The sequence below is a fragment of the Enterobacter cloacae complex sp. 382A5 genome (genome assembly GCF_050031095.1).
In the GTDB taxonomy this organism is placed as follows: domain Bacteria; phylum Pseudomonadota; class Gammaproteobacteria; order Enterobacterales; family Enterobacteriaceae; genus Enterobacter; species Enterobacter cloacae.
Map to the genome: position 1 here is coordinate 3,768,558 of NZ_JBLGVK010000001.1, position 24,600 is coordinate 3,793,157.

General features: G+C 52.8%; 26 protein-coding genes and 1 tRNA gene. 8 read left to right on the forward strand and 19 right to left on the reverse strand.

Features of this window, described 5'->3' with window-relative positions:
- Position 1 precedes the first annotated feature (1 nt).
- The 4 genes from ACQG2G_RS17730 to ACQG2G_RS17745 all read right to left on the reverse strand — a co-directional run bounded on the left by ACQG2G_RS17730 (position 2) and on the right by ACQG2G_RS17745 (position 2,022).
- Positions 2-523: a hypothetical protein gene (locus ACQG2G_RS17730; RefSeq protein WP_221666674.1), complete on the reverse strand. Its 522-nt coding sequence runs from the start codon at positions 521-523 to the stop codon at positions 2-4.
- 14 nt (positions 524-537) lie between these two features.
- Positions 538-1,326 carry a helix-turn-helix domain-containing protein gene (locus ACQG2G_RS17735; protein ID WP_221666675.1) on the reverse strand — a complete coding sequence of 263 codons (789 nt, stop codon included), beginning with the start codon at positions 1,324-1,326 and terminating at the stop codon, positions 538-540.
- On the reverse strand, positions 1,304-1,489 hold the full coding sequence (locus ACQG2G_RS17740) for a hypothetical protein (RefSeq protein ID WP_221666676.1): 186 nt from the start codon (positions 1,487-1,489) through the stop codon (positions 1,304-1,306). The genes ACQG2G_RS17735 and ACQG2G_RS17740 overlap by 23 nt, the downstream gene beginning before the upstream one ends.
- Positions 1,490-1,572: 83 nt before the next feature.
- Positions 1,573-2,022 carry a hypothetical protein gene (locus ACQG2G_RS17745; RefSeq protein ID WP_221666677.1) on the reverse strand — a complete coding sequence of 150 codons (450 nt, stop codon included), beginning with the start codon at positions 2,020-2,022 and terminating at the stop codon, positions 1,573-1,575.
- Positions 2,023-3,787: 1,765 nt separating this feature from the next.
- Between ACQG2G_RS17745 and ACQG2G_RS17750 the strand changes: the two genes are divergently transcribed.
- Positions 3,788-4,348, forward strand: a complete 561-nt coding sequence (locus ACQG2G_RS17750; RefSeq protein ID WP_032669563.1) for a tyrosine-type recombinase/integrase — start codon at positions 3,788-3,790, stop codon at positions 4,346-4,348.
- A 10-nt stretch (positions 4,349-4,358) separates the two neighbouring features.
- Positions 4,359-4,565, forward strand: a complete 207-nt coding sequence (locus tag ACQG2G_RS17755) for a hypothetical protein (RefSeq protein WP_221666678.1) — start codon at positions 4,359-4,361, stop codon at positions 4,563-4,565.
- A gap of 51 nt (positions 4,566-4,616) precedes the next feature.
- On the opposite strand, the gene ACQG2G_RS17760 is transcribed toward ACQG2G_RS17755, so the two are convergent.
- Positions 4,617-5,075: a hypothetical protein gene (locus ACQG2G_RS17760; RefSeq protein WP_221666679.1), complete on the reverse strand. Its 459-nt coding sequence runs from the start codon at positions 5,073-5,075 to the stop codon at positions 4,617-4,619.
- Complete coding sequence (locus tag ACQG2G_RS17765) at positions 5,072-5,299, reverse strand: hypothetical protein (protein ID WP_221666680.1); 228 nt, start codon at positions 5,297-5,299, stop codon at positions 5,072-5,074. Before ACQG2G_RS17765 ends, ACQG2G_RS17760 begins: the two co-directional genes overlap by 4 nt.
- A 163-nt stretch (positions 5,300-5,462) precedes the next feature.
- Here ACQG2G_RS17765 and ACQG2G_RS17770 point away from each other — a divergent pair, with 163 nt between their 5' ends.
- A complete protein-coding gene (locus ACQG2G_RS17770; RefSeq protein ID WP_221666681.1) occupies positions 5,463-6,251 on the forward strand; it encodes a hypothetical protein in 789 nt (262 codons plus the stop codon).
- A 436-nt stretch (positions 6,252-6,687) separates the two neighbouring features.
- On the opposite strand, the gene ACQG2G_RS17775 is transcribed toward ACQG2G_RS17770, so the two are convergent.
- Together ACQG2G_RS17775 and actS are read right to left on the reverse strand one after the other, a co-directional pair.
- Positions 6,688-6,761 (reverse strand) — tRNA-Gly (locus ACQG2G_RS17775).
- Between the two features lie 80 nt (positions 6,762-6,841).
- On the reverse strand, positions 6,842-7,585 hold the full coding sequence (gene actS, locus ACQG2G_RS17780; RefSeq protein ID WP_013098606.1) for an amidase activator ActS: 744 nt from the start codon (positions 7,583-7,585) through the stop codon (positions 6,842-6,844).
- Positions 7,586-7,747: 162 nt separating this feature from the next.
- On the opposite strand from actS, the gene idi reads away from it, so the two are divergent.
- The gene (idi, locus tag ACQG2G_RS17785; protein ID WP_020687092.1) at positions 7,748-8,290 is read left to right on the forward strand and encodes an isopentenyl-diphosphate Delta-isomerase; all 543 of its coding nucleotides are present in this window, start codon (positions 7,748-7,750) and stop codon (positions 8,288-8,290) included.
- A gap of 47 nt (positions 8,291-8,337) precedes the next feature.
- On the opposite strand, the gene lysS is transcribed toward idi, so the two are convergent.
- From lysS to xerD, 5 genes are all read right to left on the reverse strand, one after another.
- Positions 8,338-9,855 carry a lysine--tRNA ligase gene (gene lysS / locus ACQG2G_RS17790; RefSeq protein WP_013098608.1) on the reverse strand — a complete coding sequence of 506 codons (1,518 nt, stop codon included), beginning with the start codon at positions 9,853-9,855 and terminating at the stop codon, positions 8,338-8,340.
- 9 nt (positions 9,856-9,864) lie between these two features.
- Positions 9,865-10,963, reverse strand: a protein-coding gene (prfB, locus tag ACQG2G_RS17795) for a peptide chain release factor 2 (protein WP_095908218.1) whose coding sequence is annotated in 2 segments (ribosomal slippage) — positions 9,865-10,887 and positions 10,889-10,963 — 1,098 coding nt in all. Because the reading frame shifts where the segments join, the coding sequence is not laid out codon by codon here.
- A gap of 90 nt (positions 10,964-11,053) precedes the next feature.
- Positions 11,054-12,787 carry a single-stranded-DNA-specific exonuclease RecJ gene (gene recJ, locus ACQG2G_RS17800; protein WP_029883158.1) on the reverse strand — a complete coding sequence of 578 codons (1,734 nt, stop codon included), beginning with the start codon at positions 12,785-12,787 and terminating at the stop codon, positions 11,054-11,056.
- Between the two features lie 5 nt (positions 12,788-12,792).
- On the reverse strand, positions 12,793-13,506 hold the full coding sequence (dsbC, locus tag ACQG2G_RS17805) for a bifunctional protein-disulfide isomerase/oxidoreductase DsbC (protein WP_013098611.1): 714 nt from the start codon (positions 13,504-13,506) through the stop codon (positions 12,793-12,795).
- Positions 13,507-13,534: 28 nt separating this feature from the next.
- Positions 13,535-14,431: a site-specific tyrosine recombinase XerD gene (gene xerD / locus ACQG2G_RS17810; protein ID WP_013098612.1), complete on the reverse strand. Its 897-nt coding sequence runs from the start codon at positions 14,429-14,431 to the stop codon at positions 13,535-13,537.
- Positions 14,432-14,532: 101 nt separating this feature from the next.
- On the opposite strand from xerD, the gene fldB reads away from it, so the two are divergent.
- Positions 14,533-15,054 carry a flavodoxin FldB gene (gene fldB / locus ACQG2G_RS17815; RefSeq protein ID WP_013098613.1) on the forward strand — a complete coding sequence of 174 codons (522 nt, stop codon included), beginning with the start codon at positions 14,533-14,535 and terminating at the stop codon, positions 15,052-15,054.
- A 6-nt stretch (positions 15,055-15,060) separates the two neighbouring features.
- Here fldB and ACQG2G_RS17820 read toward each other — a convergent pair whose 3' ends face one another.
- A complete protein-coding gene (locus ACQG2G_RS17820; RefSeq protein ID WP_023620447.1) occupies positions 15,061-15,474 on the reverse strand; it encodes a protein YgfX in 414 nt (137 codons plus the stop codon).
- Entirely contained in the window at positions 15,455-15,721 is a 267-nt protein-coding gene (sdhE, locus tag ACQG2G_RS17825) for an FAD assembly factor SdhE (RefSeq protein ID WP_013098615.1), read from the reverse strand. The genes ACQG2G_RS17820 and sdhE overlap by 20 nt, the downstream gene beginning before the upstream one ends.
- 294 nt (positions 15,722-16,015) lie before the next feature.
- Here sdhE and ygfZ point away from each other — a divergent pair, with 294 nt between their 5' ends.
- The gene (ygfZ, locus tag ACQG2G_RS17830; protein ID WP_248078896.1) at positions 16,016-16,996 is read left to right on the forward strand and encodes a tRNA-modifying protein YgfZ; all 981 of its coding nucleotides are present in this window, start codon (positions 16,016-16,018) and stop codon (positions 16,994-16,996) included.
- 109 nt (positions 16,997-17,105) lie between these two features.
- On the opposite strand, the gene trhA is transcribed toward ygfZ, so the two are convergent.
- Positions 17,106-17,765: a PAQR family membrane homeostasis protein TrhA gene (gene trhA, locus ACQG2G_RS17835; RefSeq protein ID WP_003863433.1), complete on the reverse strand. Its 660-nt coding sequence runs from the start codon at positions 17,763-17,765 to the stop codon at positions 17,106-17,108.
- A gap of 265 nt (positions 17,766-18,030) precedes the next feature.
- Between trhA and ACQG2G_RS17840 the strand changes: the two genes are divergently transcribed.
- Together ACQG2G_RS17840 and ACQG2G_RS17845 are read left to right on the forward strand one after the other, a co-directional pair.
- The gene (locus tag ACQG2G_RS17840) at positions 18,031-18,762 is read left to right on the forward strand and encodes a MurR/RpiR family transcriptional regulator (protein WP_020687085.1); all 732 of its coding nucleotides are present in this window, start codon (positions 18,031-18,033) and stop codon (positions 18,760-18,762) included.
- A gap of 116 nt (positions 18,763-18,878) precedes the next feature.
- Entirely contained in the window at positions 18,879-20,312 is a 1,434-nt protein-coding gene (locus ACQG2G_RS17845) for a 6-phospho-beta-glucosidase (protein ID WP_061771669.1), read from the forward strand.
- Positions 20,313-20,381: 69 nt separating this feature from the next.
- Here ACQG2G_RS17845 and ACQG2G_RS17850 read toward each other — a convergent pair whose 3' ends face one another.
- From ACQG2G_RS17850 to gcvH, 3 genes are all read right to left on the reverse strand, one after another.
- The gene (locus tag ACQG2G_RS17850; protein WP_013098620.1) at positions 20,382-21,125 is read right to left on the reverse strand and encodes an SDR family oxidoreductase; all 744 of its coding nucleotides are present in this window, start codon (positions 21,123-21,125) and stop codon (positions 20,382-20,384) included.
- A 72-nt stretch (positions 21,126-21,197) separates the two neighbouring features.
- Positions 21,198-24,071 carry an aminomethyl-transferring glycine dehydrogenase gene (gcvP, locus tag ACQG2G_RS17855; protein WP_029883155.1) on the reverse strand — a complete coding sequence of 958 codons (2,874 nt, stop codon included), beginning with the start codon at positions 24,069-24,071 and terminating at the stop codon, positions 21,198-21,200.
- A gap of 122 nt (positions 24,072-24,193) precedes the next feature.
- Positions 24,194-24,583 carry a glycine cleavage system protein GcvH gene (gene gcvH / locus ACQG2G_RS17860; protein WP_013098622.1) on the reverse strand — a complete coding sequence of 130 codons (390 nt, stop codon included), beginning with the start codon at positions 24,581-24,583 and terminating at the stop codon, positions 24,194-24,196.
- Positions 24,584-24,600 lie beyond the last annotated feature (17 nt).

The window sequence follows — 24,600 nt, forward strand, 5'->3', positions numbered from 1 at the left end:
ATTAATAATGCAAACGTGGTGAACGTCGCTGCGGGTTCTTCTGTTTTCTGGCGACTGTTTCACGATAGGCCACAAACAACGGGTCATCACGATCCGGCATTCGGGATGCCATTTCTTTTTCAGTGATTCCTTCACGCTTAAGCAGCGTCACCACGGTGAATAGTGGCAGTTGAAGGTCAGCACAGATTTTTGCCAGCATTGCGCCGGATTCGTAGTACATTCGGGCCATTCGCTTAGTGGCATACTGACTGGTATTGCTTATCTTGCGACAGCGAGGATTCCACGAGTTATCGTAAAGGCCTTTTACCAGGTCATACGGCAAGCGTAGGAGCAGCGCCGTTTTGCCTGGGGTGTAACCATGCACGAGCATTTTTTTAGCAGTCTCGATCAGCGAAGAATCACGAGAGCGGGATTTGTAAAAGCGGGACAAATCAGGGGTTTCAGCACCGGAGGTGTTTACCTCTGGTAAAGTGCTTCGCACCGTAGGGTTTTCAGCCGTCAGGCTGTTGGCAATATCACACAATTATTCCTCCAGTATCAGAAAGGTATTTTTTCATCCCATTGAGGGATCTCTCCGGGTATCTGATGTGATACAGGCATCTGATAACGTTGGATAAACAGTGCCATACTGTCAGTATCATCATTTACACCCTGTGACAAACAGAATACCCGCGCCTCATCATCTAGCCCCCAATTGCGCCATTTCCTCAGCTTGGTGCTTAATTGTTCGCTGGTGTACTCGGTCTGTTCAGCCTTCATCGCATCAGTACTCCTTAACGAGTCTGGCTCTACCAAATCACTCAGTGATGGATCATCACCACCGGATAGATCAGCATCGCCGCCAGCATCCACAGGAGGTATAGATTTTCCGACTCCAGCAGCAGGCGCGGCAGTCGCAGGGGCATCAATAACAGGTTGTTTTTTAGTCTTTTCACCGTCGCTCTCCTCTTTCGGCGTGACCTTCTGATCTGTCCTCATCAGTAGAAATTGCTCTACAGATGTAGCGGTATAAATACTGCTCGTGCCTTTCCGTTTCTCAATTGTGAGCAAACCTAGTTCCTCAAGCCGTGCAGTTCGGCGGCTTACGGTGCGCTCATCACAGTCAAACCGATCTGATATGGTTTTCCGTGTCTGATAACACAGCGTTTTCTGGTGAAGAAAGGTAAAAAAGAACATCCACCACACAAGATCATCACCATCAACTCTCATGACTCGGCCATCAGGTGTGCGAATTTTTTTACCCAGCAGACTCAGGGCTTCAACTGGAAGCATCTCGAATTTGCCGGATATTGTCTGGTCGGTATCAGTTTTTGCTGTCTCGGTCATGGTCTTCTCCCTGTGGGTTCGTCATTTTTTCGTCGTTGGTTTTCTGGATGTGTTTTGCCAGGCGCTGGCACATGCTGCGGATCATTTTTGGAACCGGGATCCCTAAGCGGTCCGACTCTTCGCGTAAAATGAAATATGTTTCATCGTCTAATGAAAGTTTCATATGTGTCTCCTCGTTTTTGTTACAAAAGACCTGCCGCCAGTGGTCGCCAAAAGGCGAACCGGCTCAAGGTTTTATGGATGTGTTTAAACTGCTGCGGTTGAGGTCGGGAAGTCGCCCACGCACTGATAGCCGTAGCTCTCGAGCGCTTCGACACCGTCACTTGCGATCAGGAAAAGGATCACTTGTTCAGGGGTCAACTGTAGGTTCAGCTTATCGCGGTACAGCTCCTGATATCCACGGATCACCGGGTCCAGGATCTCAGTCAGTGTATGACCTTCAGCGTATTTATTACTCAGTGGTTTGAGGATGGTCTTAACTGCGCGAGCGTGCTTCGCTTTCTTCCGCTCCTGGCGGAGGATATCCATCGCCACGGCAAGTTGTGGGTAACGGCTGTGTGCAGCGTCTGCGCCGCCATTCCGATTAATAAAGGCCCACAGTGCAGGTTTAGTGTAGTTGCCGAACAGGATCGCTTGTGCAATTTGCTCGCCCGTCATGGTGGTCAGGTCGAGACGTGCATTTTTTGGTTTGTTCATTTTGGGTTCTCCGTATAGTTAAAAAATATTTTCGGAGGTCTTTTTGTACCCATTTAGTCGCACCACCGGGCGGCAGTGCTATTTCATTCGAGGATTCAGGTAAATCAATACCCTATAGATCTATTATATCAGTGATGTGCTTAAATAGGAAGTGTTATTTCACTTATTTTTATAATACTCCATGATCACATTATCAAGCATGGAAATCTTTGTCAATAGGGCTAAAACGCTCTAGGAAGCGTTTTGCGGGGCTATGTTGTTAAGCAGTACCATCGCATTACCAACATCATTTAAAGGCCGCAGAGAGACACTGAGGAAGTCAGTTAATGCAGTGCAAGATTGAGGGGGGCCGCCGACCCTCCAAGGGGGAGCTACGTCGCGTTTAAAGCTCCTGACTGCATCGCAGTCGTTCACATTGGACTGACGTGCTCGCGCTTGTCTTCCACACAGAGTGTAAACAGGCGTAGCCGTTCACATAACATCAACACCACCAACAATTGAACGCATGTTCAATCTGGCTTTGACTTAAAGTCTTTGAAAGATCTATTAAGAGATTTATTGGTTAGATGTATTAAAAGATATATTAGCGGGACACTATGCTGTCCCTACCCCTGGACTCTATGTTGTCCCTACTACCAGAGACACTATGCTGTCCCTACCCCCTGGACATTATAGTGTCCCTGCCTTACCACTCACATAGTCGAGACACTATGTGTCCCTACCCATTAGTGATGGTTTTTACGGGCGTGTGACGACCTTATAAAACCGATGACTTCACCGGGGCGCTATGTGTACAACTCGCCCATTCTCCTCAAAAGGATCTGATTCACAACCGCATACTGGTTTTGTGTAAAAATTTGGTGGATGATCTTCACTATCGATCAACCTGTGAACAAGATAGATTAAATGCACCTTAATAGGCCATTAATAGCAGAAAATTATGCTGACATGGTCGCTATGTGTACAACTCGCCAGCCTGAACCTGCTCACCGTTATGGTGTAAGATACACAACGAAGCCGCGCTATTGCTGGGTGCGTTAAATATGTCAACCAAATGTGTGTCAAACCAGTTTACGCCCCTCCTCATTTCAAGCCGCAAAAATTAATTTTCTTCGAAAAAACAATTGAAAACCCTCCATTCCTGGGCCTGTGAGAGCCTCTCAGCGGGGCGCTGTGATATGGGTGGGTCAGTTCACGATTGTGTGGAGATAACGCCGCTACGGGCTTCTGGTGGAGCATACGGGCTATTGGTGGGTTGGCTGTTTACATTGTTATAGGAAATGGTACGAAGTAGTGGCGGCCTGGCTCGGTGAATATAACCTGTTGGTGGCTGACGTAGTGGCCTGCTGGCAGGTATTAGAACTCACCTCTAACTTACACAATGTACATGTGTAATTTAGCAAGCTATTGATTCTTATGGATTGTGTTGTAGATGAACATCTAAGGGGTTGTCTTATGCAGAATTTATGCAGAATCAGGCAAGGATTATTCACTGGCAGAGCCAGCATGTGTGGTGTGCAAAGGACTACCCTTCGATATTTTAAAATGACGGTTCATTTTTATTGAACCACTGGAGAGACTGTCCAGCAGATCCCCAAGTGAGACCGGATCTTTTCCGACACTAATATCTGAAGAGCGGCCCCCACTTTCGTTTCCCACCGCGCAGGAGTGGGTGAAATAACATATAAAAAACCCTTTACAATGATCATATTATGATCAATATTTTCTTTGTAACTTACTTAATGAGACAGCAATGGGGGATTTTATGAAGAAGGTCGAACCAGTCAGAGACAAAGAGAAGATTGCAGAGGTTGAAAGACTGCTGCGCCAGAATAACAGCAGCGCTATCTACGGTGATTTGTGGGTGTTCCTGAATCAGACAGCGGCGCGGATTGGTGATGCTCTTAAGTTGCGGTATGCCGACTTTAACCATATCGAAGGGAACGTGTTGAACCTGAAGGAACAGAAGACCGGGAAGACACGCTCAATTATGTTGACACCAAAAGCACTTGAATTGGTGGCACAGCGCCGTGCTGATAATCCAGGTCAGGAATACCTGTTCGAAGTGGACAGCAACCGGGCCAAAGGAAAACCGATCAGCCGGGTGACGGTCTCAGCCAAATTCAAAGAGGCCGGGGATATGCTCAATCTTCACATCGCGGCGCACAGCCCACGCAAGAACCTTGGTTATCACGCTATAAAACGTGGGGTCAGTCTGCCGACACTCACGAAGCTTTACGGGCATTCATCGCAGGCGGTCACGCTGGCGTATTGTGGGATCATGGAAAAGGATGTTGAAGACGTATTCCAGGCAATCGATTATTGAGGGTGCAACTATGAAGAAAGTTTTACTCTGTGTTGTGGCAGTGCTGCCGCTGGCGGCTCATGCAGGAAAAATCACCCTGAGCAACCCCGACGAACAAGAGTTAAAGGGGGGAAAGCGGCTTTGCACCTACCAGAACAACATCTATCTGTTCACCTACGTAACTAGGGGGAAATGTCCGTATGCAAAAACATTTGACACAGAGGAATCAGAAGATTGAATAAGGAAGACAAGCCGATCACCAGCTTTGTCTGGCGCGGTGCATAAGTAATCACCGCTTCGTGTCACGAAGGATCATAGACAATATCCACCACCAGCGGCGACGCAGCCAACTAACATCACTGAACAGCTTCCCATCAGATGTAGTAACATACACCCCTCCGCGATGGTGCACCTTATTATGGTGAGCCTTATTGATGAATGGTACTTCTAAGATCATTTCATCACGGGCTTTTAATCGACGTGGCAACATGGGGCTGATCATGTATTCATCGCAATGTTCGTTAGAACAATCGCTAAGGCGTCCGCTTGCGGTTACTACGCCCGCCGAACTTAACGTCACATCATGGGCGCTTTTGTTGGAAACATAAATTCTGTCTTCATACTGATCGCAACCTAAGAAAAGGCGTAGAGCTGTTCTGGATTTTAATAGCTGGAAAATGGATAGTGCAAACCCAGCCCATGCGGCAAGCATGGTCAGATTATCAACATTTAGCAACCAATCTATCAAAGTTCCATCCCTTGAGAGCAAAGATAATTAGCAATTCCTTGATGCTGTAAGTCAGTCAATTGGAAGTAGGAATCGAGTACGCTTATGACTTGCGTGGCATTATCAGCATGAACAGAACCAGGGGCATCGGGATGAAGCGAACCATCAAGGATGGTAGTAAAGTAACCCGAGGAGATAGAGACTTTCAGGAAGCAACTGGGTAAGAATTCGTAACGTTCACTCATAACCACCTCATTTTCAGATTGTTTCTTCAAAGCGTACAGTACGAATTTTATCCTTTTACCGCATTTCAAGCCAAATGACAATTCCATTGAATCAGTGGAGGATTTTAACCCTCACCGAAGATAACATAACCTCAAAATGTCTATCGCTTCATTGAGGAAATGTATGTCTACAGAAAATTTTGTCACCTTCTGGCTAGCCAGAGCCGATCTTCCATACTTTCTTGAACCTCATGAATTTTACGTTTCTGAGGCAAGGCATCGTCTTCTCTCTCAGTTTGGTGATTTAGAAAAAGAAGCGGAGAAGAGAGAACAACAGTTTATGGAAGCTACTGCTGAGTATTTTGATCCCGATAACGATGATCCAATGGCTGCCCGCGAGCAAGCCTATCATGAAGGAATTAATTATGTATGGTCGCTTTTGGAGATGCAAAATACCGTGTTATTAGCAGTAACGGCAGGAATGTATCACCAGTTTGATAAAAAACTAAGAGAACATACGATCAAGCAGCTAAGTAACTGGTGTAAAGAAGAAATTATCATTCCAATGATCTGGAATTTCACCTTCAATCAACTGATTGATTTTCTTGAATGGATTGGACTTAAAATCAATGGAACTGCATACGGTGAAAAGATCAAAGCCTGCAACCTGGTCGTGAACGTTTACAAGCATGGTGATGGAGATTCTCATCATACCTTATCGTTAACCCATCCAGAATATTATCCTCATCCTACCGGTGTTAAAGATTATCAGACTATCCCTGTTCATGATGACTTGCAGGTTACGGAAGAGCAGTTTGTTGAATTTGCTGATGCAATAACTGCGTTCTGGAAAGCAGTTCCAGAGTATTGCCACTATGCAGACCTCGAAGATGAGCCTAAATGGATAGATAAAGTTATAGCAAACATCGAGCGAAAGAATAAAAAAGGTAATAGCAACCATAAAGCGCCGTGATGGGACACCATAAAAGCGCTGTAGGCGCATCATCAGGGGTGTTTGTCAGTTAACCGTTCTCTTATCGAGTACCGTTCGTTTATGGCACGGTGAACACCACGAGAGAGCCAGCCCCTTCCCCGGACTGGTTAGGATTCCCATCATTTGCTCGTTTATCCGTGGCGTGTCATCACGACAGGCCGTTACGGGACACCGCGCTAAGTGTGGAACGGTAAACTGTTTGGGAGTTATGCCAGGTATGCGGCTTTTTGTTCGTTGTTGTGCTGTCGCGGTAAGAACTTGGAACCACCGCCAGCGTGATGATATGCTCCCTTGTACCACAGACCAATCACGCGACAGGTGCGGGCGTAGAACAATGGGTAGTTTAAGTTGTACCTGCTAAAGCGGGGCAACGTAACTAACTGATAAATCATAACTTGTTGATTTATCAGGAGACTGGAGCGGGCGAAGGGAATCGAACCCTCGTATAGAGCTTGGGAAGCTCTCGTTCTACCATTGAACTACGCCCGCTTTGAGGTGCGTAAAGCATTATAGACCTTACGCCTCTTCATACAAGCCTCTTCGCAACTAAATGGCGATAAAATAATCACTTAGCACTTCGGCTTGCTGCCCTGTGCCGGAAGATAACGCTGCGGGTCGATGGCGGTGGCCTTATAACGGATCTGGAAGTGCAGCTTCACCGTATCCGTGCCCGTGCTGCCCATGGTGGCGATCTTCTGCCCCGCCTTCACGTTCTGGCCGTTATTAACCAGCATTGTGTCGTTATGCGCATAAGCCGTGATGTAGTCTTCACCATGCTTAATCATGATCAGATTACCGTAACCGCGCAGCTGGTTGCCCACGTACACGACCTTCCCTGCCCCGGAGGCATAAACCGGCGTACCGCGCGCGGCTGCAATATCGATTCCCTTATTGCCGCCTTCAGATAAGGAGTACGGCAACACAACTTTACCGCTGGCCGGCCAAATCCAGCAACGCTGTCCGACAGGCGGCCAGGAGGATTGCGGCACCGCATAGGATGGCGTCACTTTGGCGGTTTTGCCTTTCGACGACGATTTTTTGCCCGAGGATGAACCACCATTAACCTTCAGCTTCTGCCCCACTTCGATGGTATATGGCGGAGAGATATTATTCAGACGCGCCAGCTCCTTTACGCTGGTCCCCGTCGCGCGCGAAATCCGGTACAGCGTATCCCCGCGCTTCACGGTATAGACCGCACCGGAATAGCTGCCCATATCCGAAGATTTACTCCCTGAACAGCCTGCCAGTAATAGCGTCAGCATCAGGCAGAACACGGCAGTGATGGGGTTTCTCGTCAGGCTTCCTGCAAACAAAACAGATCCTCGGTCAGCGTGAATGGCGCCCTATAATACCAGCCCAAACAGATATGGGTCAGCCCTTTTCCGCTCTGTGGAACAAACCGTTCGTACCGGAATGCAGTATAATGACATCGCTGGTGGTGCTGAACCATCCGCATGGTTAGCACTGGAGCATCAATGAGTATTCAAGAACACGTTATTTTGGTAAATGACCAGGGAATGGTGATTGGCACTCAGGAAAAATACGCTGCACATACCTCCCATACCCCACTCCATCTGGCGTTCTCTTCCTGGCTCTTCAATGCCAAAGGGGAGTGTCTTATCACCCGTCGCGCATTAAGCAAAAAAGCCTGGCCGGGCGTCTGGACGAACTCAGTCTGCGGCCATCCGCAATCTGGTGAAGCGATTGATCAGGCCATTGTGCGCCGCTGCCGCTATGAAGTGGGAGCCGAAATTACCGGGATCACCCCTGTCGCCGCTGAGTTTCGCTACTGTGAAACCGATCCTTCCGGGATCGTCGAAAATGAGATTTGCCCGGTCTTTGCCGCCAGGATAACGAATGAGCTGACGATCAACAGTGATGAAGTGATGGCATACGAATGGGTTGATCTGGATGCGTTGTTCCAGGCTCTGGATGCCACACCGTGGGCCTTTAGCCCCTGGATGGTGATGGAAGCGACGGCGGCACGCGAAAAACTGCGGGCCTTCGCCGCCAAATAAAAAAGCCCCGGCGACTATCGCACGGGGCTTTTTACGATCTGCAGACGTTATTTTACCGGACGCATCGCCGGGAACAGGATCACGTCGCGGATGGTGTGGCTGTTGGTGAACAGCATTACCATACGGTCAATACCAATACCCAGACCCGCCGTTGGTGGCAGGCCGTGCTCCAGCGCCGTCACGTAGTCTTCGTCGAAGAACATCGCTTCGTCGTCGCCTGCCGCTTTTGCGTCAACCTGATCCTGGAAGCGCTGCGCCTGATCTTCTGCATCGTTCAGCTCGCTAAAGCCGTTGCCGATTTCACGGCCACCGATGAAGAATTCAAAGCGGTCAGTAATCTCCGGGTTCTCGTCATTACGACGCGCCAGCGGGGACACTTCAGCCGGATATTCAGTGATGAAGGTCGGCTGAATCAGGTGCGCTTCTGCCACTTCTTCGAAGATCTCGGTCACGATACGGCCCAGACCCCAGCTCTTCTCCACTTTAATACCGATGCTTTCAGCGATCGCTTTTGCAGAATCGAAGTTATCCAGATCCGCCATGTTGGTTTCCGGGCGGTATTTCTTGATGGCTTCGCGCATGGTCAGTTTTTCGAACGGCTTGCCGAAGTCGAACACTTCTTCACCGTAAGGTACCTGCGTGGTGCCCAGAATGTCCTGCGCCAGGGTGCGGAACAGGGATTCGGTCAGCTCGATCAGATCTTTGTAATCTGCATACGCCATATAGAGTTCCATCATGGTGAACTCTGGGTTATGACGCACGGAGATGCCTTCGTTACGGAAGTTACGGTTGATTTCGAACACGCGATCGAACCCACCTACCACCAGACGCTTCAGGTACAGTTCCGGCGCGATACGCAGGTACATGTCCAGGTCCAGGGCATTGTGATGGGTGATGAACGGACGTGCGGAAGCACCGCCTGGGATCACCTGCATCATCGGGGTTTCCACTTCCATAAAGTCGCGGTTAACCATGAACTGGCGGATACCGGCCATGATCTGGGAGCGAATTTTGAAGGTCTTGCGGGACTCATCGTTAGAGATGAGGTCCAGATAACGCTGGCGGTAGCGCGCTTCCTGATCCTGCAGGCCGTGGAATTTGTCCGGCAGCGGGCGCAGGGCTTTGGTCAACAGACGCAGTTCGGTGCAGTGGATAGACAGTTCACCGGTCTTGGTTTTGAACAGTTTACCTTTCGCGCCCAGGATATCGCCCAGGTCCCACTTCTTGAACTGCTCGTTGTAGATGCCTTCTGGCAGATCGTCACGGGAAACGTACAGCTGAATGCGGCCGCCCACGTCTTGCAGGGTAACGAAAGAGGCTTTACCCATGATACGACGGGTCATCATACGGCCCGCAACGGCCACTTCGATGTTCAGCGCTTCCAGCTCTTCGTTTTCTTTAGCGTCGAAGTCAGCGTGCAGTTGGTCTGAGGTGTGGTCACGACGAAAATCGTTCGGGAACGGCACGCCCTGCTCGCGCAGCGCTGCCAGCTTCTCGCGGCGGGTTTTCAGTTCGTTGTTAAGATCGACTACCGCGTCAGCGCCCTGTGCTTGTTGTTCAGACATGTTGGTTCCTCATAACCCTGCTTTCAAACTTGCTTCGATAAATTGGTCCAGGCTGCCGTCCAGCACCGCCTGCGTGTTACGGGTTTCAACCCCGGTACGCAGGTCTTTGATGCGGGAGTCATCAAGGACGTAAGAACGGATCTGGCTGCCCCAGCCGATATCAGACTTGTTGTCTTCCATCGCCTGTTTCTCAGCATTTTTCTTCTGCATCTCCAGCTCATAAAGCTTCGCTTTCATCTGCTTCATGGCCTGGTCTTTGTTCTTATGCTGGGAACGGTCGTTCTGGCACTGTGTTACCAGCCCGGTTGGAATGTGGGTAATACGTACCGCCGATTCCGTACGGTTAACGTGCTGTCCGCCCGCGCCAGATGCGCGGTAAACGTCGATACGCAGATCTGCCGGGTTGATTTCGATATCGATATCTTCGTCAACTTCGGGGTAAACAAACGCGGAGCTGAATGAGGTATGACGACGACCACCGGAGTCGAACGGGCTCTTACGTACCAGGCGGTGAACGCCGGTTTCAGTACGCAGCCAGCCGTAGGCGTAGTCACCAATGATCTTGATGGTGACGGACTTAATGCCAGCCACTTCGCCTTCAGACTCTTCGATAATCTCGGTTTTGAAGCCACGCGCTTCAGCCCAGCGCAGATACATGCGCATCAGCATGCTGGCCCAGTCCTGCGCTTCAGTACCGCCAGAACCTGCCTGGATATCGAGATAGCAGTCAGCGCTATCGTATTCGCCGGAGAACATACGACGGAACTCAAGCTGCGCCAGCTTCTCTTCCAGCACGTCGAGCTCTGCCACGGCTTCGTTAAAGGTTTCTTCGTCGTCGGCTTCTACAGCCAGCTCCAGCAAACCGGAAACGTCTTCCAGCCCCTGAGCCATTTGATCCAGCGTATCTACGATAGCTTCGAGAGAGGAACGCTCTTTACCCAGCGCCTGCGCGCGTTCAGGCTCGTTCCAGACGTCCGGCTGTTCCAGCTCGGCGTTTACTTCTTCAAGACGCTCTTTCTTGGCATCGTAGTCAAAGATACCCCCTAAGAACGTCAGAGCGCTCCGTGAGGTCCTGAATACGGTTTTTTACCGGATTAATTTCAAACATGGTCTGTTTTCTTTTATGGACTTGTCAAAATGCGGTGATAAGAGCGGGATTGTACCGAATCCACGCCCTTTTTTATAGAGATTACTGCCGCTAAATTGGCCAGATATTGTCGATGATGATTTGAAGGGAGCGGTTACCGCGAAACTCGTTGATATCCAGTTTGTAGGCCAGTTCGACCTCGCGTACGCCATTGTCCGGCCAGACAGCGGTATCGACGTTAAAGGCAATACCATCCAACAGCGGGCCGCCGCCCACCGGTTCCACCATCACTTTCAAGTGACGTTCGCCCACGATGCGCTGTTGCAGCAGACGGAAGCGGCCATCGAACAGTGGCTCCGGGAACATCTGTCCCCACGGGCCTGCATCGCGTAGCATTTGCGCCACTTCCATGGTCATCTCCATCGGTGCGAGCTCACCGTCGGAAATCACTTCACCCTGCAGCAGAGCAGGGTCGATCCAGTCAGTCACCAGTTCGCCAAACAGACGCTGGAACTCGTCGAATTTCGCCTCTTCCAGCGACAAGCCTGCCGCCATCGCGTGACCACCGAATTTGAGCATCAGGCCCGGGTAGAGCGTATCCAGACGCTCCAGCGCATCGCGCATGTGCAGCCCCTGAATCGAACGACCGGAGCCCTTCAGCGTGCCATCGCCTGCGGGCGCAAATGCAATCACCGGACGGTGGAAACGCTCTTTAATACGCGACGCCAGAATGCCCACCACCCCCTGATGCCACTCAGGGTGGTACATCGCCAGCCCGCCTGGCAATGTTTCACCGCTGCGTTCAAGCTTTTCACACAGGGTTAGTGCTTCAGCCTGCATTCCCTGTTCGATCTCTTTGCGGGTCTGGTTCAGCGCATCCAGTTCATTCGCCAGCACGCGCGCTTCACCAATGTTATCGCACAGCAGCAGCGCGACGCCGACGGACATATCGTCCAGCCTGCCAGCCGCGTTCAGGCGCGGGCCGAGGGCAAAGCCCAAATCGCTGGCGGCGAGCTTGAGCGGATCGCGGTTCGCAATCTCCAGCAGCGCCTTAATACCCGGACGACACTTGCCCGCACGAATGCGGCTTAACCCTTGCCAGGTGAGGATACGGTTATTGGTATCGAGCGGTACCACGTCCGCCACGGTGCCGAGCGCAACAAGATCGAGATACTCGGCCAGATTGGGCACGGCGATCCCGCGGGACTCGAACCAGCCTTTATCCCGCAGCAGGGTGCGCAGCGCCAGCATCAGATAAAACGCCACACCCACGCCCGCCAGTGATTTCGACGGGAAATCGCAGTCCCGCAGATTCGGGTTAATAATGGCTTCGGCGGCCGGCAGCGTTTCACCCGGCAGGTGGTGATCGGTGACCAGCACCGGGATCCCCAACTGATGCGCGTGATCGACACCCGCATGGGAGGAGATCCCGTTATCTACGGTCAGGATCATCTGCGCGCCACGGGCATGTGCCTGATCGACCACTTCCGGGCTAAGGCCATAACCATCTTCAAAGCGGTTAGGCACCAGATAGGTGACGTTTTCGCAGCCCAGCGCGCGCAGACTGAGCACGCTCAGCGCGGTGCTGGTGGCGCCGTCGGCATCGAAATCCCCCACCACCACAATGCGCGTGCCTTCACGAAGCGCGTTGTAGAGCATTTCAGTGGCTTTTTCGATGCCGTTCAGCTGCTGCCAGGGCAGCATCCCTTTGACGCTGCGCTCAAGATCGCCTGCACTCCGCACGCCGCGGCTGGCGTAGAGCCGCTTTAACAGCGGCGGAAGATCGGCTGGCAAATCAACCTGTTCAACCGCGTCGCGGCGGCGCAATTTTATTGGGGCTTTCACGCGGATTATTTACCACCAAACTGTTTCTGGTGCGCGTCGAGGAACTCTTTCATCTCTTTTGGCCCCTGATAGCCCGGGACAACGTAGCCGTTGCTTAAGACAATGGCTGGCGTACCGGTCACGCCAAACTGCACGCCCAGCGCGTAGTGGTTGGCAATATCAATATCACAGGAAGCCGGCTGTACACCCTTACCGTTCATCGCGTCATCAAACGCTTTGTTACGATCTTTTGCACACCAGATGGCCTTCATGTCCTGCTCAGGCTGGCTCTGCACACCCGCGCGAGGGAAAGCCAGATAACGCACGGTAATGCCCAGCGCGTTGTAATCTTTCATCTCTTCATGCAGCTTGTGGCAGTAGCCACAGGTGATGTCGGTAAAGACGGTTATAACGTGTTTTTCCTGCGCCGCCTTATAAACGATCATCTCTTTTTCGAGCGCATTCAGGTTTTTCATCAGCAGCTGGTTGGTCACGTTCACCGGCTGCGCGCCGCTTACGTCGTACATCGGACCCTGAATAATGTGTTTGCCATCTTCGGTCACGTACAGCACGCCGCTGTTGGTTAAAACGGTTTTCATCCCCGCCACCGGCGCAGGCTGAATATCGCTGCTGGTTACGCCGAGTTTCGTCAGCGACTGTTTGATAGCGGCGTCATCCGCATGGGCAAAACCGGTAAAAGAGGCTGCCAGCAGGGTGAACAGCGCAAAAGACTTTTTCATATAAGATCCTGTAACAATTCGTCGGCACTCACGCGCGAGGGTGGTGCTGTTGGTGTAGCTGCCGCAGGCGTTCCGTCGCGACATGGGTGTAAATTTGCGTCGTGGAAAGATCGCTGTGTCCCAGCAGCATCTGCACCACGCGCAGATCGGCGCCGTGGTTCAGCAGATGTGTCGCAAAGGCATGCCGCAACACGTGCGGCGACAGCTTTTCGCTGTCAATGCCCGCCAGTGTGGCGTAATGCTTGATGCGATGCCAGAACGTTTGCCGCGTCATCTGCTGCGCACGCTGGCTGGGGAACAAGACATCGATAGAAACGCCGTTCAGCAACCACGGACGACCGTGCTCCAGATACGTTTCCAGCCAGTACACCGCCTCTTCTCCCAGCGGGACCAGCCGTTCCTTGTTCCCTTTACCGATCACACGAACCACGCCCTGACGCAAGCTGATGTCGCTCATCGTCAGGCCAACCAGTTCCGAAACGCGCAAGCCGGTAGCATACAATAGCTCAAGCATGGCTTTATCGCGTAACTCCAGCGGCAGGTCAACAGCCGGTGATTGTAATAATCTCTCAACTTGTGCTTCGCTGAGATCTTTCGGTAGCCGCTGCGGGAGTTTAGGCGATGCCAGGAGGGCGCTGGGATCGTCCGCGCGAATTTTCTCGCGGTACAAATGCTGGAACAGTCGACGCATTGCACTGAGCAGACGCGCGGAACTGGTGGCTTTGTATCCCCCTTCCATACGCTCGCCCAGCAGCGCCTGCAGGTCGTCGCTTTGTGCGCTCTCCAGCGACAGTCCACGGTGTGCCAGCCACTCCACCAGCATGGTGAGGTCCCGCCGATAGGCGCTCAGCGTATTTTGGGCCAGGTTTTTCTCCAGCCACAGCGCGTCGAGAAACTGTTCGATGAGTGCGAGATCCTTTTCCACATCAGCCCCTTTGATTCTGCAATCCGGGCATTATGCCTGATTGCGAGCGGTTTCTGGTACACTACGCGCAAAGTCATAGCAAGAATTGAGATAGATACGCGATGAATATTGGTCTGTTTTATGGTTCCAGCACCTGCTACACCGAAATGGCGGCAGAGAAAATTCGCGACATCATTGGCCCGGAACTGGTGACGTTGCATAACCTGAAGGACGATGCGCTCACGCTGATGGAGCAGTACGACGTATTGATCCTCGGCATCCCGACCTGGGATTTCGGTGAGATACAGGAAGACTGGGAAGCCATCTGGGATCAGCTCGATACGCTCAACCTCGACGGCAAAATCATTGCCATGTACGGTATGGGCGACCAGTTCGGTTACGGGGAATGGTTCCTGGATGCTCTCGGCATGCTGCACGATAAGCTGGCACCAAAGGGCGTCACGTTTATCGGCTACTGGCCAACGGAAGGTTACGAATTTACCAGTAAAAAACCGATTATCGCAGACGGCCAGCTGTTTGTTGGGCTCGCGCTGGATGAAACCAACCAGTACGATCTGAGCGACGAGCGTCTGCAAACCTGGTGCGAACAGATTCTGGGCGAAATGGCCGAGAAGTTCAGTTAACGCGTATTATTCCTGCGTCGGTTGCTGCTGCAGTAGCATCCGGCGCAGTTCCCGCCACTCCGCAATATCCATACTGTCGGCGGCCAGCCACAGATGCTGGCACTTACCGCCGCCCACCTGGCGTAACCGTAGCATCATGCCGGAACTGAGCATCCAGGGCATACCGAGGATATCCCACTCTTTACCCTGCCAGCGCAGGCGGGAGTCCATCAGTAATTTGATCTCACCCTGGCGGGCATTGATCCGGCGCTGGCTGCGCACGCTGTCAAAAACGACGAACGACAGCAACAACAGCCACAGCGGCGTATAGCTAAGCGGCCACGGCATCAGTAAAACAAATGCCGCGACCAGGCCGTGGAGCAATAACGACATCCACTGCGAGCGCCACGAGACGCGAAGATCAGATTGCCACAGGACCACGTTCCCGATTCCGTGTTTGAATTAATTGCACCATCCGTTGCAACTCGGTGTCGGCGGGCTTGCCGTGGTTCATCAGCCAGTTGAATAAATCGGGATCGTCAGACTCAAGCAGGCGAACAAACAGACGCTTATCCTCATCGCTTAAGCTGTCATACTCATATTCGAAGAAAGGCATGATGGAGATATCAAGTTCACGCATGCCGCGTCGGCATGCCCAGTGAATACGGGCCTTGTTGTTAATATCCATGTTCTGTTTCCTGCATTACGTTTGGCACAGTCGGTACCCCGTTCAGTCTTCTTTATTTCTCTGCGGGGACACTCGCTAGTGTAACGTGTTTTTGACCGTTTCTTTACTGGAATATTGCGAAGCTGAAGCGGGCTTCCAGAATAACCCCTATAAAGACAGCGGATTACACTATTTTGCGTGGCGCTACGCATTGCTGCGTTATGGCACGAATGGCCTGCTGAAAGCACTTGCAATGGCTGTAGTCTCTTTTACCATTAGGCATTATCAAAGCGTTAAGCAATTCAGGATACCGTTATGGCATTTACACCATTTTCTCCTCGCCAGCCCGCCGCCTCTGCGCGTCTGCCGCTGACGCTTATTTCTCTTGATGACTGGGCACTGGCCACACTCGTTGGTGCCGACGCCGAAAAATACCTTCAGGGCCAGGTCACGGCAGACGTGAGCCAGATGACCGAACATCAGCACCTGCTGGCTGCGCATTGCGATCCAAAAGGCAAAATGTGGAGCAACCTGCGTCTGTTCCGCCGTCAGGATGGCTTTGCCTTTATTGAGCGCCGCAGCCTGCGTGATGACCAGCTTAAAGAGCTGAAGAAATATGCGATCTTTTCTAAAGTCACGATTGCGCCAGATGACGAGCACGTGCTGCTGGGCGTGGCCGGTTTTCAGGCGCGTGCCGCGCTGAAAAACCTGTTCAACGAACTGCCGGATGCAGAAAAACAGCTGGTTAGCGAAGGTGAGACCTCCATCCTGTGGTTTGAACATCCTGCAGAGCGTTTCCTGCTGGTGACCGACGCCGCGACCGCCGAGCGCGTAACTGAGGCCCTGCGCGGTGAAGCCCAGTTCAATAACAGCCAACAGTGGCTGGCACTGAACATTGAAGCGGGTCTGCCGGTGATTGACGCGGCCAACAGCGCGCAGTTTATTCCGCAGGCGACCAACCTGCAGGCGCTGGGCGGCATCAGCTTTAAAAAAGGCTGTTACACCGGCCAGGAGATGGTCGCGCGGGCAAAATTCCGCGGCGCGAATAAGCGCGCGCTGTGGACACTGGCGGGTCACGCCAGCCGTGTACCGGAAGCAGGTGAAGATTTAGAACTGAAGATGGGTGAAAACTGGCGCCGTACCGGCACCGTGTTAGCCGCCGTTCAGCTGGATGATGGCCGTCTGCTGGTGCAGGCGGTGATGAACAACGACATGGAAGCCGACAGCGTGTTCCGCGTGCGTGATGATGCCAATACCTTGAGTATTGAGCCGCTGCCGTATTCACTGGAAGAGTGATGCTGTATCGCCCGGTGGCGCTGCGCTTACCGGGCCTACGGTTTTGATGTTCTCCCTCTCGCTGTGGGAGAGGGTTAGGGTGAGGGCAACAGGCCGCAAGATGTAAAAACTACACCTGCCCCACATACAAATAAATTGCCAGGAAGTGACACACGCTGCCCCCAAGTACAAAGCCGTGCCAGATGGCATGGTTATAAGGGATGCGCTTGCAGACATAGAAAATGACGCCCAACGAGTAGACCACGCCGCCTACGGCAAGCAGGGTCACGCCCCCTACCGCCAGCTTAATCGCCAGCTGATAAACCACTATCAGCGACAGCCAGCCCATCGTCAGGTAGGTCACCAGCGACAGCACCTTAAACCGGTGCGCAATGGTCAGCTTAAAGAGGATCCCCAGCAGCGCCAGGCTCCAGATCACAATCATCAGGCCACGCGACAGCGGTGAGTTCAACCCCACCAGCAGGAATGGCGTGTAGGTGCCTGCAATAAGAAGATAGATAGCGCAGTGGTCAAATTTTTTTAGCCATATCTTCGCCCGCTGATGCGGAATGGCGTGATACAGCGTCGACGCCAGAAACAGCAGGATCATACTCCCGCCATACAGGCTGTAGCTGGTAATGGCCATGGCACTGGCGTTGGTGTCCACCGCCTGCACCAGTAATAACACTAAACCGACAATCCCAAACACCAGGCCAATGCCGTGGCTGATGCTGTTGGCTACTTCCTCAGCCAGTGAATATCCCTGTGCGATTAATGGTCTGCTCACCATACAAAACTCCGGGAAAACGAAAGATGATTATTCATCGCATGACTATGCTAACTGAGAATGATTCCAGTGAACACCTGTTAGCTAAAATAATTTCAATCCATAATTTATATATAAAAATCATAGATATAAAAAACAGTTTCACCTTACATTTGTTCACATTAAAATTTAATCATTATGAATCAAAGGCATAAAAATGGATCCTGCCCTCTGGCTGCATGTTATGATGGGCCAATGAAGTCTGAATGAGAGTTATGCCACTGTGAGTATGTTCACCCACGCCGCCATTGCCAGTCTCAATAATCTGGAGATGATGGTCTACAACTATGTCATCAAAAATCGTGACAAAGTGATGTACATGACTATCCGCGAACTGGCGGACGCGGCGGGTGTCTCCACCACCACTATCCTGCGCTTTTGCCGCAAACTCAACTGCGAAGGCTACTCTGAATTTCGCGTACGCTTTAAGCTCTATCTGGAGCAGAATGAGCCTCAGCAGATAAATTTTGGTGCCAGTGAAATTATCAGCTTCTTTAAAAGCGTTAATAATGAAGAGTTCGATACATTATTAGATGAAGCGGTGGAGATAATATTATCGTCCGAGCGAATTATCTTTGTCGGTGCGGGGACCTCAGGCTCGCTGGCAAAATATGGTGCACGCTTCTTTTCTAATATCGGTAAATTCAGCAACCATATCGACGATCCTTATTTCCCGGTGACCAATGATATGGCCAAAAATGCGCTGGCGATTGTACTGTCGGTATCCGGTGAAACGGAAGAGATCCTGCGCTTCGCCAGCCAGTTCAGCCTGCATCACTGCAAGGTACTCTCCATTACCAGCCATGAGCACTCGCGGCTGGCAAAACTGGCCGATTTTAATCTCTCCTGGCATGTTCCCCAGACGCGTATTGCAGGCGTGTATGATATCACCACCCAAATCCCCGTTATTTATATTCTGGAGTCGCTCGGGCGTAAACTGGCGAAGAAATTAACAGAATAAAACATCCTGTTTTTTGCATGTAACAAATTACAATTCAGGCAAATTGTTATATCGTGACATTTAATGTCGCTTTGCTAGACTCGATTCCAATAAGTCATGAATTGAGAATAGCAACGATGAAAAAATTAACCTTACCAAAAGATTTTTTATGGGGCGGCGCGGTTGCTGCTCACCAGGTGGAAGGCGGCTGGAACAAAGGCGGCAAAGGGCCGAGCATCTGTGACGTGCTGACCGGTGGCGCGCATGGCGTTCCCCGTGAAATCACCCAGGAAGTGGTGCCGGGTAAATACTACCCAAACCACGAGGCCATCGACTTTCACGGCCACTACAAAGAAGACATCAAGCTGTTTGCCGAGATGGGCTTCAAATGTTTCCGCACCTCTATCGCCTGGACGCGCATCTTCCCGAAAGGTGACGAAACGCAGCCCAATGAAGAAGGGCTGAAGTTTTACGACGATCTGTTCGATGAGTTGCTGAAGTACAACATCGAGCCGGTGATCACCCTCTCCCACTTCGAAATGCCGCTGCACCTGGTGCAGGAATATGGCGCCTGGACCAACCGTAAAGTGGTCGATTTCTTTGTCCGTTTCGCGGAAGTGGTCTTCGAGCGTTACAAAAACAAGGTCAAATACTGGATGACCTTCAACGAAATCAACAACCAGCGTAACTGGCGTGCCCCGCTGTTCGGTTACTGCTGCTCCGGTGTGGTCTATACCGAGCACGACAACCCGGAAGAGACCATGTACCAGGTGCTGCATCATCAGTTTGTGGCAAGCGCCCTGGCAGTGAAAGCTGCGCGTCGTATTAACCCGGAAATGAAGGTCGGCTGTATGCTGGCGATGGTGGCGCTCTATCCGTTCTCCTGTAAACCGGAGGACGTGATGTTTGCCCAGGAATCCATGCGTGAACGCTATGTCTTTACCGACGTTCAGCTGCGCGGTTATTACCCGTCTTATGTACTGAATGAGTGGGAGCGCCGTGGTTTCAACATTAACATGGAGCCGGGTGATGAGCAGATCCTGCGTGAAGGTACCTGCGACTACTTAGGTTTCAGCTATTACATGACTAACGCCGTCAAAGCAGAAGGCGGTACCGGCGATGCAATTTCAGGCTTTGAAGGCAGCGTGCCCAACCCGCATGTGAAAGCCTCTGACTGGGGCTGGCAGATTGACCCTGTGGGTCTGCGCTACTCTCTGTGTGAGCTATACGAGCGTTATCAGAAACCGCTGTTTATCGTCGAGAACGGTTTTGGCGCCTACGATAAAGTGGAAGAAGATGGCAGCATTAACGACGACTACCGCATCGATTATCTGCGCGCTCACGTGGAAGAGATGATCAAAGCCGTGACGCATGATGGCGTGGACCTGATGGGTTATACGCCGTGGGGCTGTATCGACTGCGTGTCGTTCACCACCGGCCAGTACAGCAAGCGCTATGGTTTTATCTACGTGAACAAGCACGACGACGGCACGGGCGACATGTCGCGCTCCCGTAAGAAAAGCTTCGAGTGGTATAAAGGTGTGATTGCCAGTCACGGTGAGACGCTTTAACTCTGTAACGCCGGGCGGCGCTACGATTGATCCCCTCTCCCTTTTGGGGAGAGGGTTAGGGTAAGGGGTTTACTTCCCGCCCGCTAACTCAATAAAACTGCCCGTCACGTACGACGCTTTCTCGCTCAGCAGCCAGACAATCGCCTGGGCTACCTCTTCAGGCTGGCCGCCGCGCTGCATCGGCAGCAACGACTTAACGCGATCCACACGTCCCGGCTCTCCACCGTCGGCATGGATGTCGGTATAGATAAGCCCAGGGCGCACGCAGTTAACGCGGATACCTTGCGCCGCCACTTCCAGCGCTAACCCGGTTGTCAGTGAATCCACCGCCCCTTTGGACGCCGCGTAATCCACATACTCACCCGGTGCGCCCAGTCGTGACGCCGCGGAGGAGACATTCACAATCGCCCCACCCTTGCCGCCATGTTTGTGCGACATACGCTTTACCGCTTCACGGCAGCAAAGGAAATACCCCGTGACGTTGGTTGCCAGCACGCGATTAATGCGTTCAGCCGAAAGATTTTCGATAGTGGATTGCTCAAACAGGATCCCGGCGTTATTCACCAGCGCGGTCAGCGGCTCAGCTTCTCGGTCAAGACTGTCGAACATCGCCAGTACCTGCGCTTCATCGCTAATATCTGCGCGCAGGGCAAAGGCTTTACCGCCCGCCCCGACGATCTGGTTGATAACGTCCGTCGCAGCCTTGATATTGTGGTGATAATTCACCGCCACGGTGTAGCCTTCGTTTGCCAGCTGCAGCGCGGTGGCTTTACCGATACCGCGGCTGGCGCCTGTTACAAGTGCAATACCCATTCTTTTCTCCCAATAAAAAAGCCGGGTATGGCGGCTTCGCCATACCCGGCCTACGTTACTACATCAACACGATTACTGGTATTCGCTCATTGGTACGCAGGAGCAGAACAGATTACGGTCACCGTAGACGTCATCAAGACGTTTCACGGTTGGCCAGTATTTGTTTGCCACACCGGCCGGGAAGACCGCCAGTTCACGGCTGTAACCGTGATTCCACTCCGCCACCATTTCATGCTGCGTGTGCGGCGCATTGACCAGCGGGTTGTCTTCCAGCGTCCATTCGCCGTCCTGCACGCGGTCGATCTCCATGCGGATGGCCAGCATCGCATCAATAAAGCGGTCCAGCTCGGCTTTGCTCTCGGACTCCGTTGGCTCCACCATCAGCGTACCCGCAACCGGGAACGACATGGTTGGCGCATGGAATCCATAGTCGATAAGACGTTTGGCAATATCCAGCTCGCTAATGCCGGTCTGCTCTTTCAGCGGACGAATATCCAGAATGCACTCGTGCGCCACGCGGCCATCACGACCGGTGTAGAGCACTGGGTAGGCCGACTTGAGGCGGGTCGCGATGTAGTTAGCGTTCAGGATCGCCACCTGGCTTGCCTTCTTCAGCCCTTCCGCGCCCATCATGCGGATGTACATCCAGCTGATTGGCAGGATAGAGGCGCTACCAAACGGTGCCGCTGACACCGCGCCCTGACGGGTCAGCATCCCTTCGATCTGCACCACGCTATGGCCTGGAACAAACGGTGCCAGGTGTGCTTTCACGCCGATTGGCCCCATACCCGGGCCGCCACCGCCGTGCGGAATGCAGAAGGTTTTATGCAGGTTCAGGTGCGAAACGTCCGCGCCGATGAAGCCCGGCGAGGTGATGCCCACCTGCGCATTCATGTTCGCACCGTCGAGATAGACCTGGCCGCCAAACTGATGCACCACTTCACACACTTCACGGATGGTCTCTTCGTACACGCCGTGAGTCGACGGGTAGGTCACCATGATGCAGGAGAGCTTATCGCCCGCCTGTTCGGCTTTCGCACGCAGGTCAGCGAGGTCAATGTTGCCGTTCTTATCGCACGCCACCACGACCACTTCCATCCCCGCCATCTGGGCGGAGGCCGGGTTGGTGCCGTGGGCAGAGCTTGGGATCAGGCAGATATCACGGTGGCCTTCGTTACGGCTCTCGTGATAGTGGCGGATCGCCAGCAGACCGGCGTACTCACCCTGCGCACCTGAGTTTGGCTGCATGCAGAGCGCATCGTAACCCGTCAGTTTCACCAGCCAGTCGGAGAGCTGGTTGATCATCAGGTGATACCCTTCCGCCTGTTCGGCCGGGCAGAACGGGTGCAGCTCGGCAAACTCAGGCCAGGTGATAGGGATCATCTCCGCCGCCGCGTTCAGCTTCATGGTGCAGGAACCCAGCGGGATCATCGCCTGGTTCAGCGCCAGATCCTTGCGCTCCAGAGAGTGCATGTAACGCATCATCTCGGTTTCGCTGTGGTAGCGGTTAAAGACCGGGTGCGTCAGGATCGCATCGTTACGCAGCATGCTTTCCTGAATTGAGCGGCTGTCGAGCGCGACCTCTTTGTCCAGCGTATCAATATCCAGACCGTGCGCGTCGCCCAGCAACACGTTAAACAGGTTGACGATATCTACACGGGTGGTGGATTCATCGAGGGTGATGCCGACCGCGTTATGGATGTCGCTGCGCAGGTTGATTTGCGCCGCATCAGCACGCGCCAGCACCGCCGCTTTGTCCGCCACTTCAACGCACAGGGTGTCGAAGTAGTGAGCGTGACGCAGTTTGAGGCCTTTCTGCTGCAGACCGCAGGCCAGAATATCGGCCAGACGGTGAATGCGGCTGGCGATGCGTTTCAGGCCAACCGGACCATGGAACACCGCATACAGGCTGGCAATGTTAGCCAGCAGAACCTGCGAGGTACAAATGTTGGAGTTCGCTTTCTCGCGGCGAATATGCTGCTCACGCGTCTGCATCGCCATGCGCAGCGCAGTGTTACCGGCAGCGTCTTTTGACACACCGATAATACGGCCAGGCATGGAGCGTTTGAATTCATCTTTTGCCGCAAAGAATGCCGCGTGCGGGCCGCCGTAGCCCATCGGCACGCCGAAGCGCTGCGCAGAGCCGAAGACGATATCCGCACCCTGTTTGCCAGGCGCCGTCAACAGTACCAGTGCCATAAAATCAGCGGCGACGCTGACAACGACTTTGCGGGATTTGAGTTCGGTCATCAGCGCGCTGTAGTCATGCACTTCGCCGGTGGTGCCCACCTGCTGTAGCAGCACGCCAAAGACATCCTGGTGATCCAGTACTTTGTCGGCATCGTCGACAATCACGTCGAAGCCAAAGGTTTCCGCACGAGTGCGTACCACGTCCAGCGTCTGCGGATGAACATCCGCCGCCACGAAGAAGCGGTTGGCGTTTTTCAGCTTGCTCACGCGTTTCGCCATTGCCATGGCTTCTGCCGCGGCGGTCGCTTCATCCAGCAGAGACGCAGAGGCGATGTCGAGACCGGTCAGATCCAGGGTCACCTGCTGGAAGTTCAACAGCGCTTCCAGACGGCCCTGGGACACTTCCGGCTGATAGGGGGTATACGCGGTATACCAGCCCGGGTTTTCCAGCATGTTGCGCAGGATCACCGGCGGTAACTGCACGTTGGTATAACCCATGCCAATGTAAGACTTATAGCGCTTGTTAAGGGCTGCAATGGCCTTTAATTCTGCCAGCGCAGCAAATTCAGTCGTCGCCTCGCCCACCTGTGGTGGCGTGGCAAGCTGGATGTCTTTTGGCACGATCTGGCCGATCAGTGCGTCTAATGAATCCGCGCCAACTGTCTTCAGCATCTCCTGCTGTTGCTGAGCATCCGGCCCTATGTGACGTTCAATGAAGGCGCCACGGTTTTCAAGCTGGCTTAAAGTCTGTGTCATGAGCGATGGTTCCTGAAACGTGCAGTGAATATAAGTTCCCTCTCCCACCGGGAGAGGGTTAGGGTGAGGGGAAGATGGGCACCCTCACCCCTGTCCTCTCCCGGAGGGAGAGGGATAATGGCTTACTCGTCTTCTAACAGGGCTTCGTATGCGGTGGCATCCAGCAGCGCAGCAACCTGTGATTCGTCGCTGGCTTTGATCTTAAAGATCCAGCCGCCTTCATACGGTTCGCTGTTGACCAGTTCCGGGGAGTCGCTCAGCGCGTCGTTGACGGCAATGATTTCGCCGCTCACCGGTGCATAGATATCGGATGCCGCCTTAACAGATTCCGCGACAGCGCAGTCATCGCCTGCGCTAACGGTCGCGCCCACTTCCGGCAGGTCAACAAACACCATGTCGCCCAGCAGCTCTTGCGCGTGCTCGGTGATCCCAACGGTATAAGAGCCGTCCGCCTCTTTGCGCAGCCACTCGTGTTCTTTGCTGTATTTCAGTTCTGCTGGCACATTGCTCATTGAAGTTCTCCTGATAA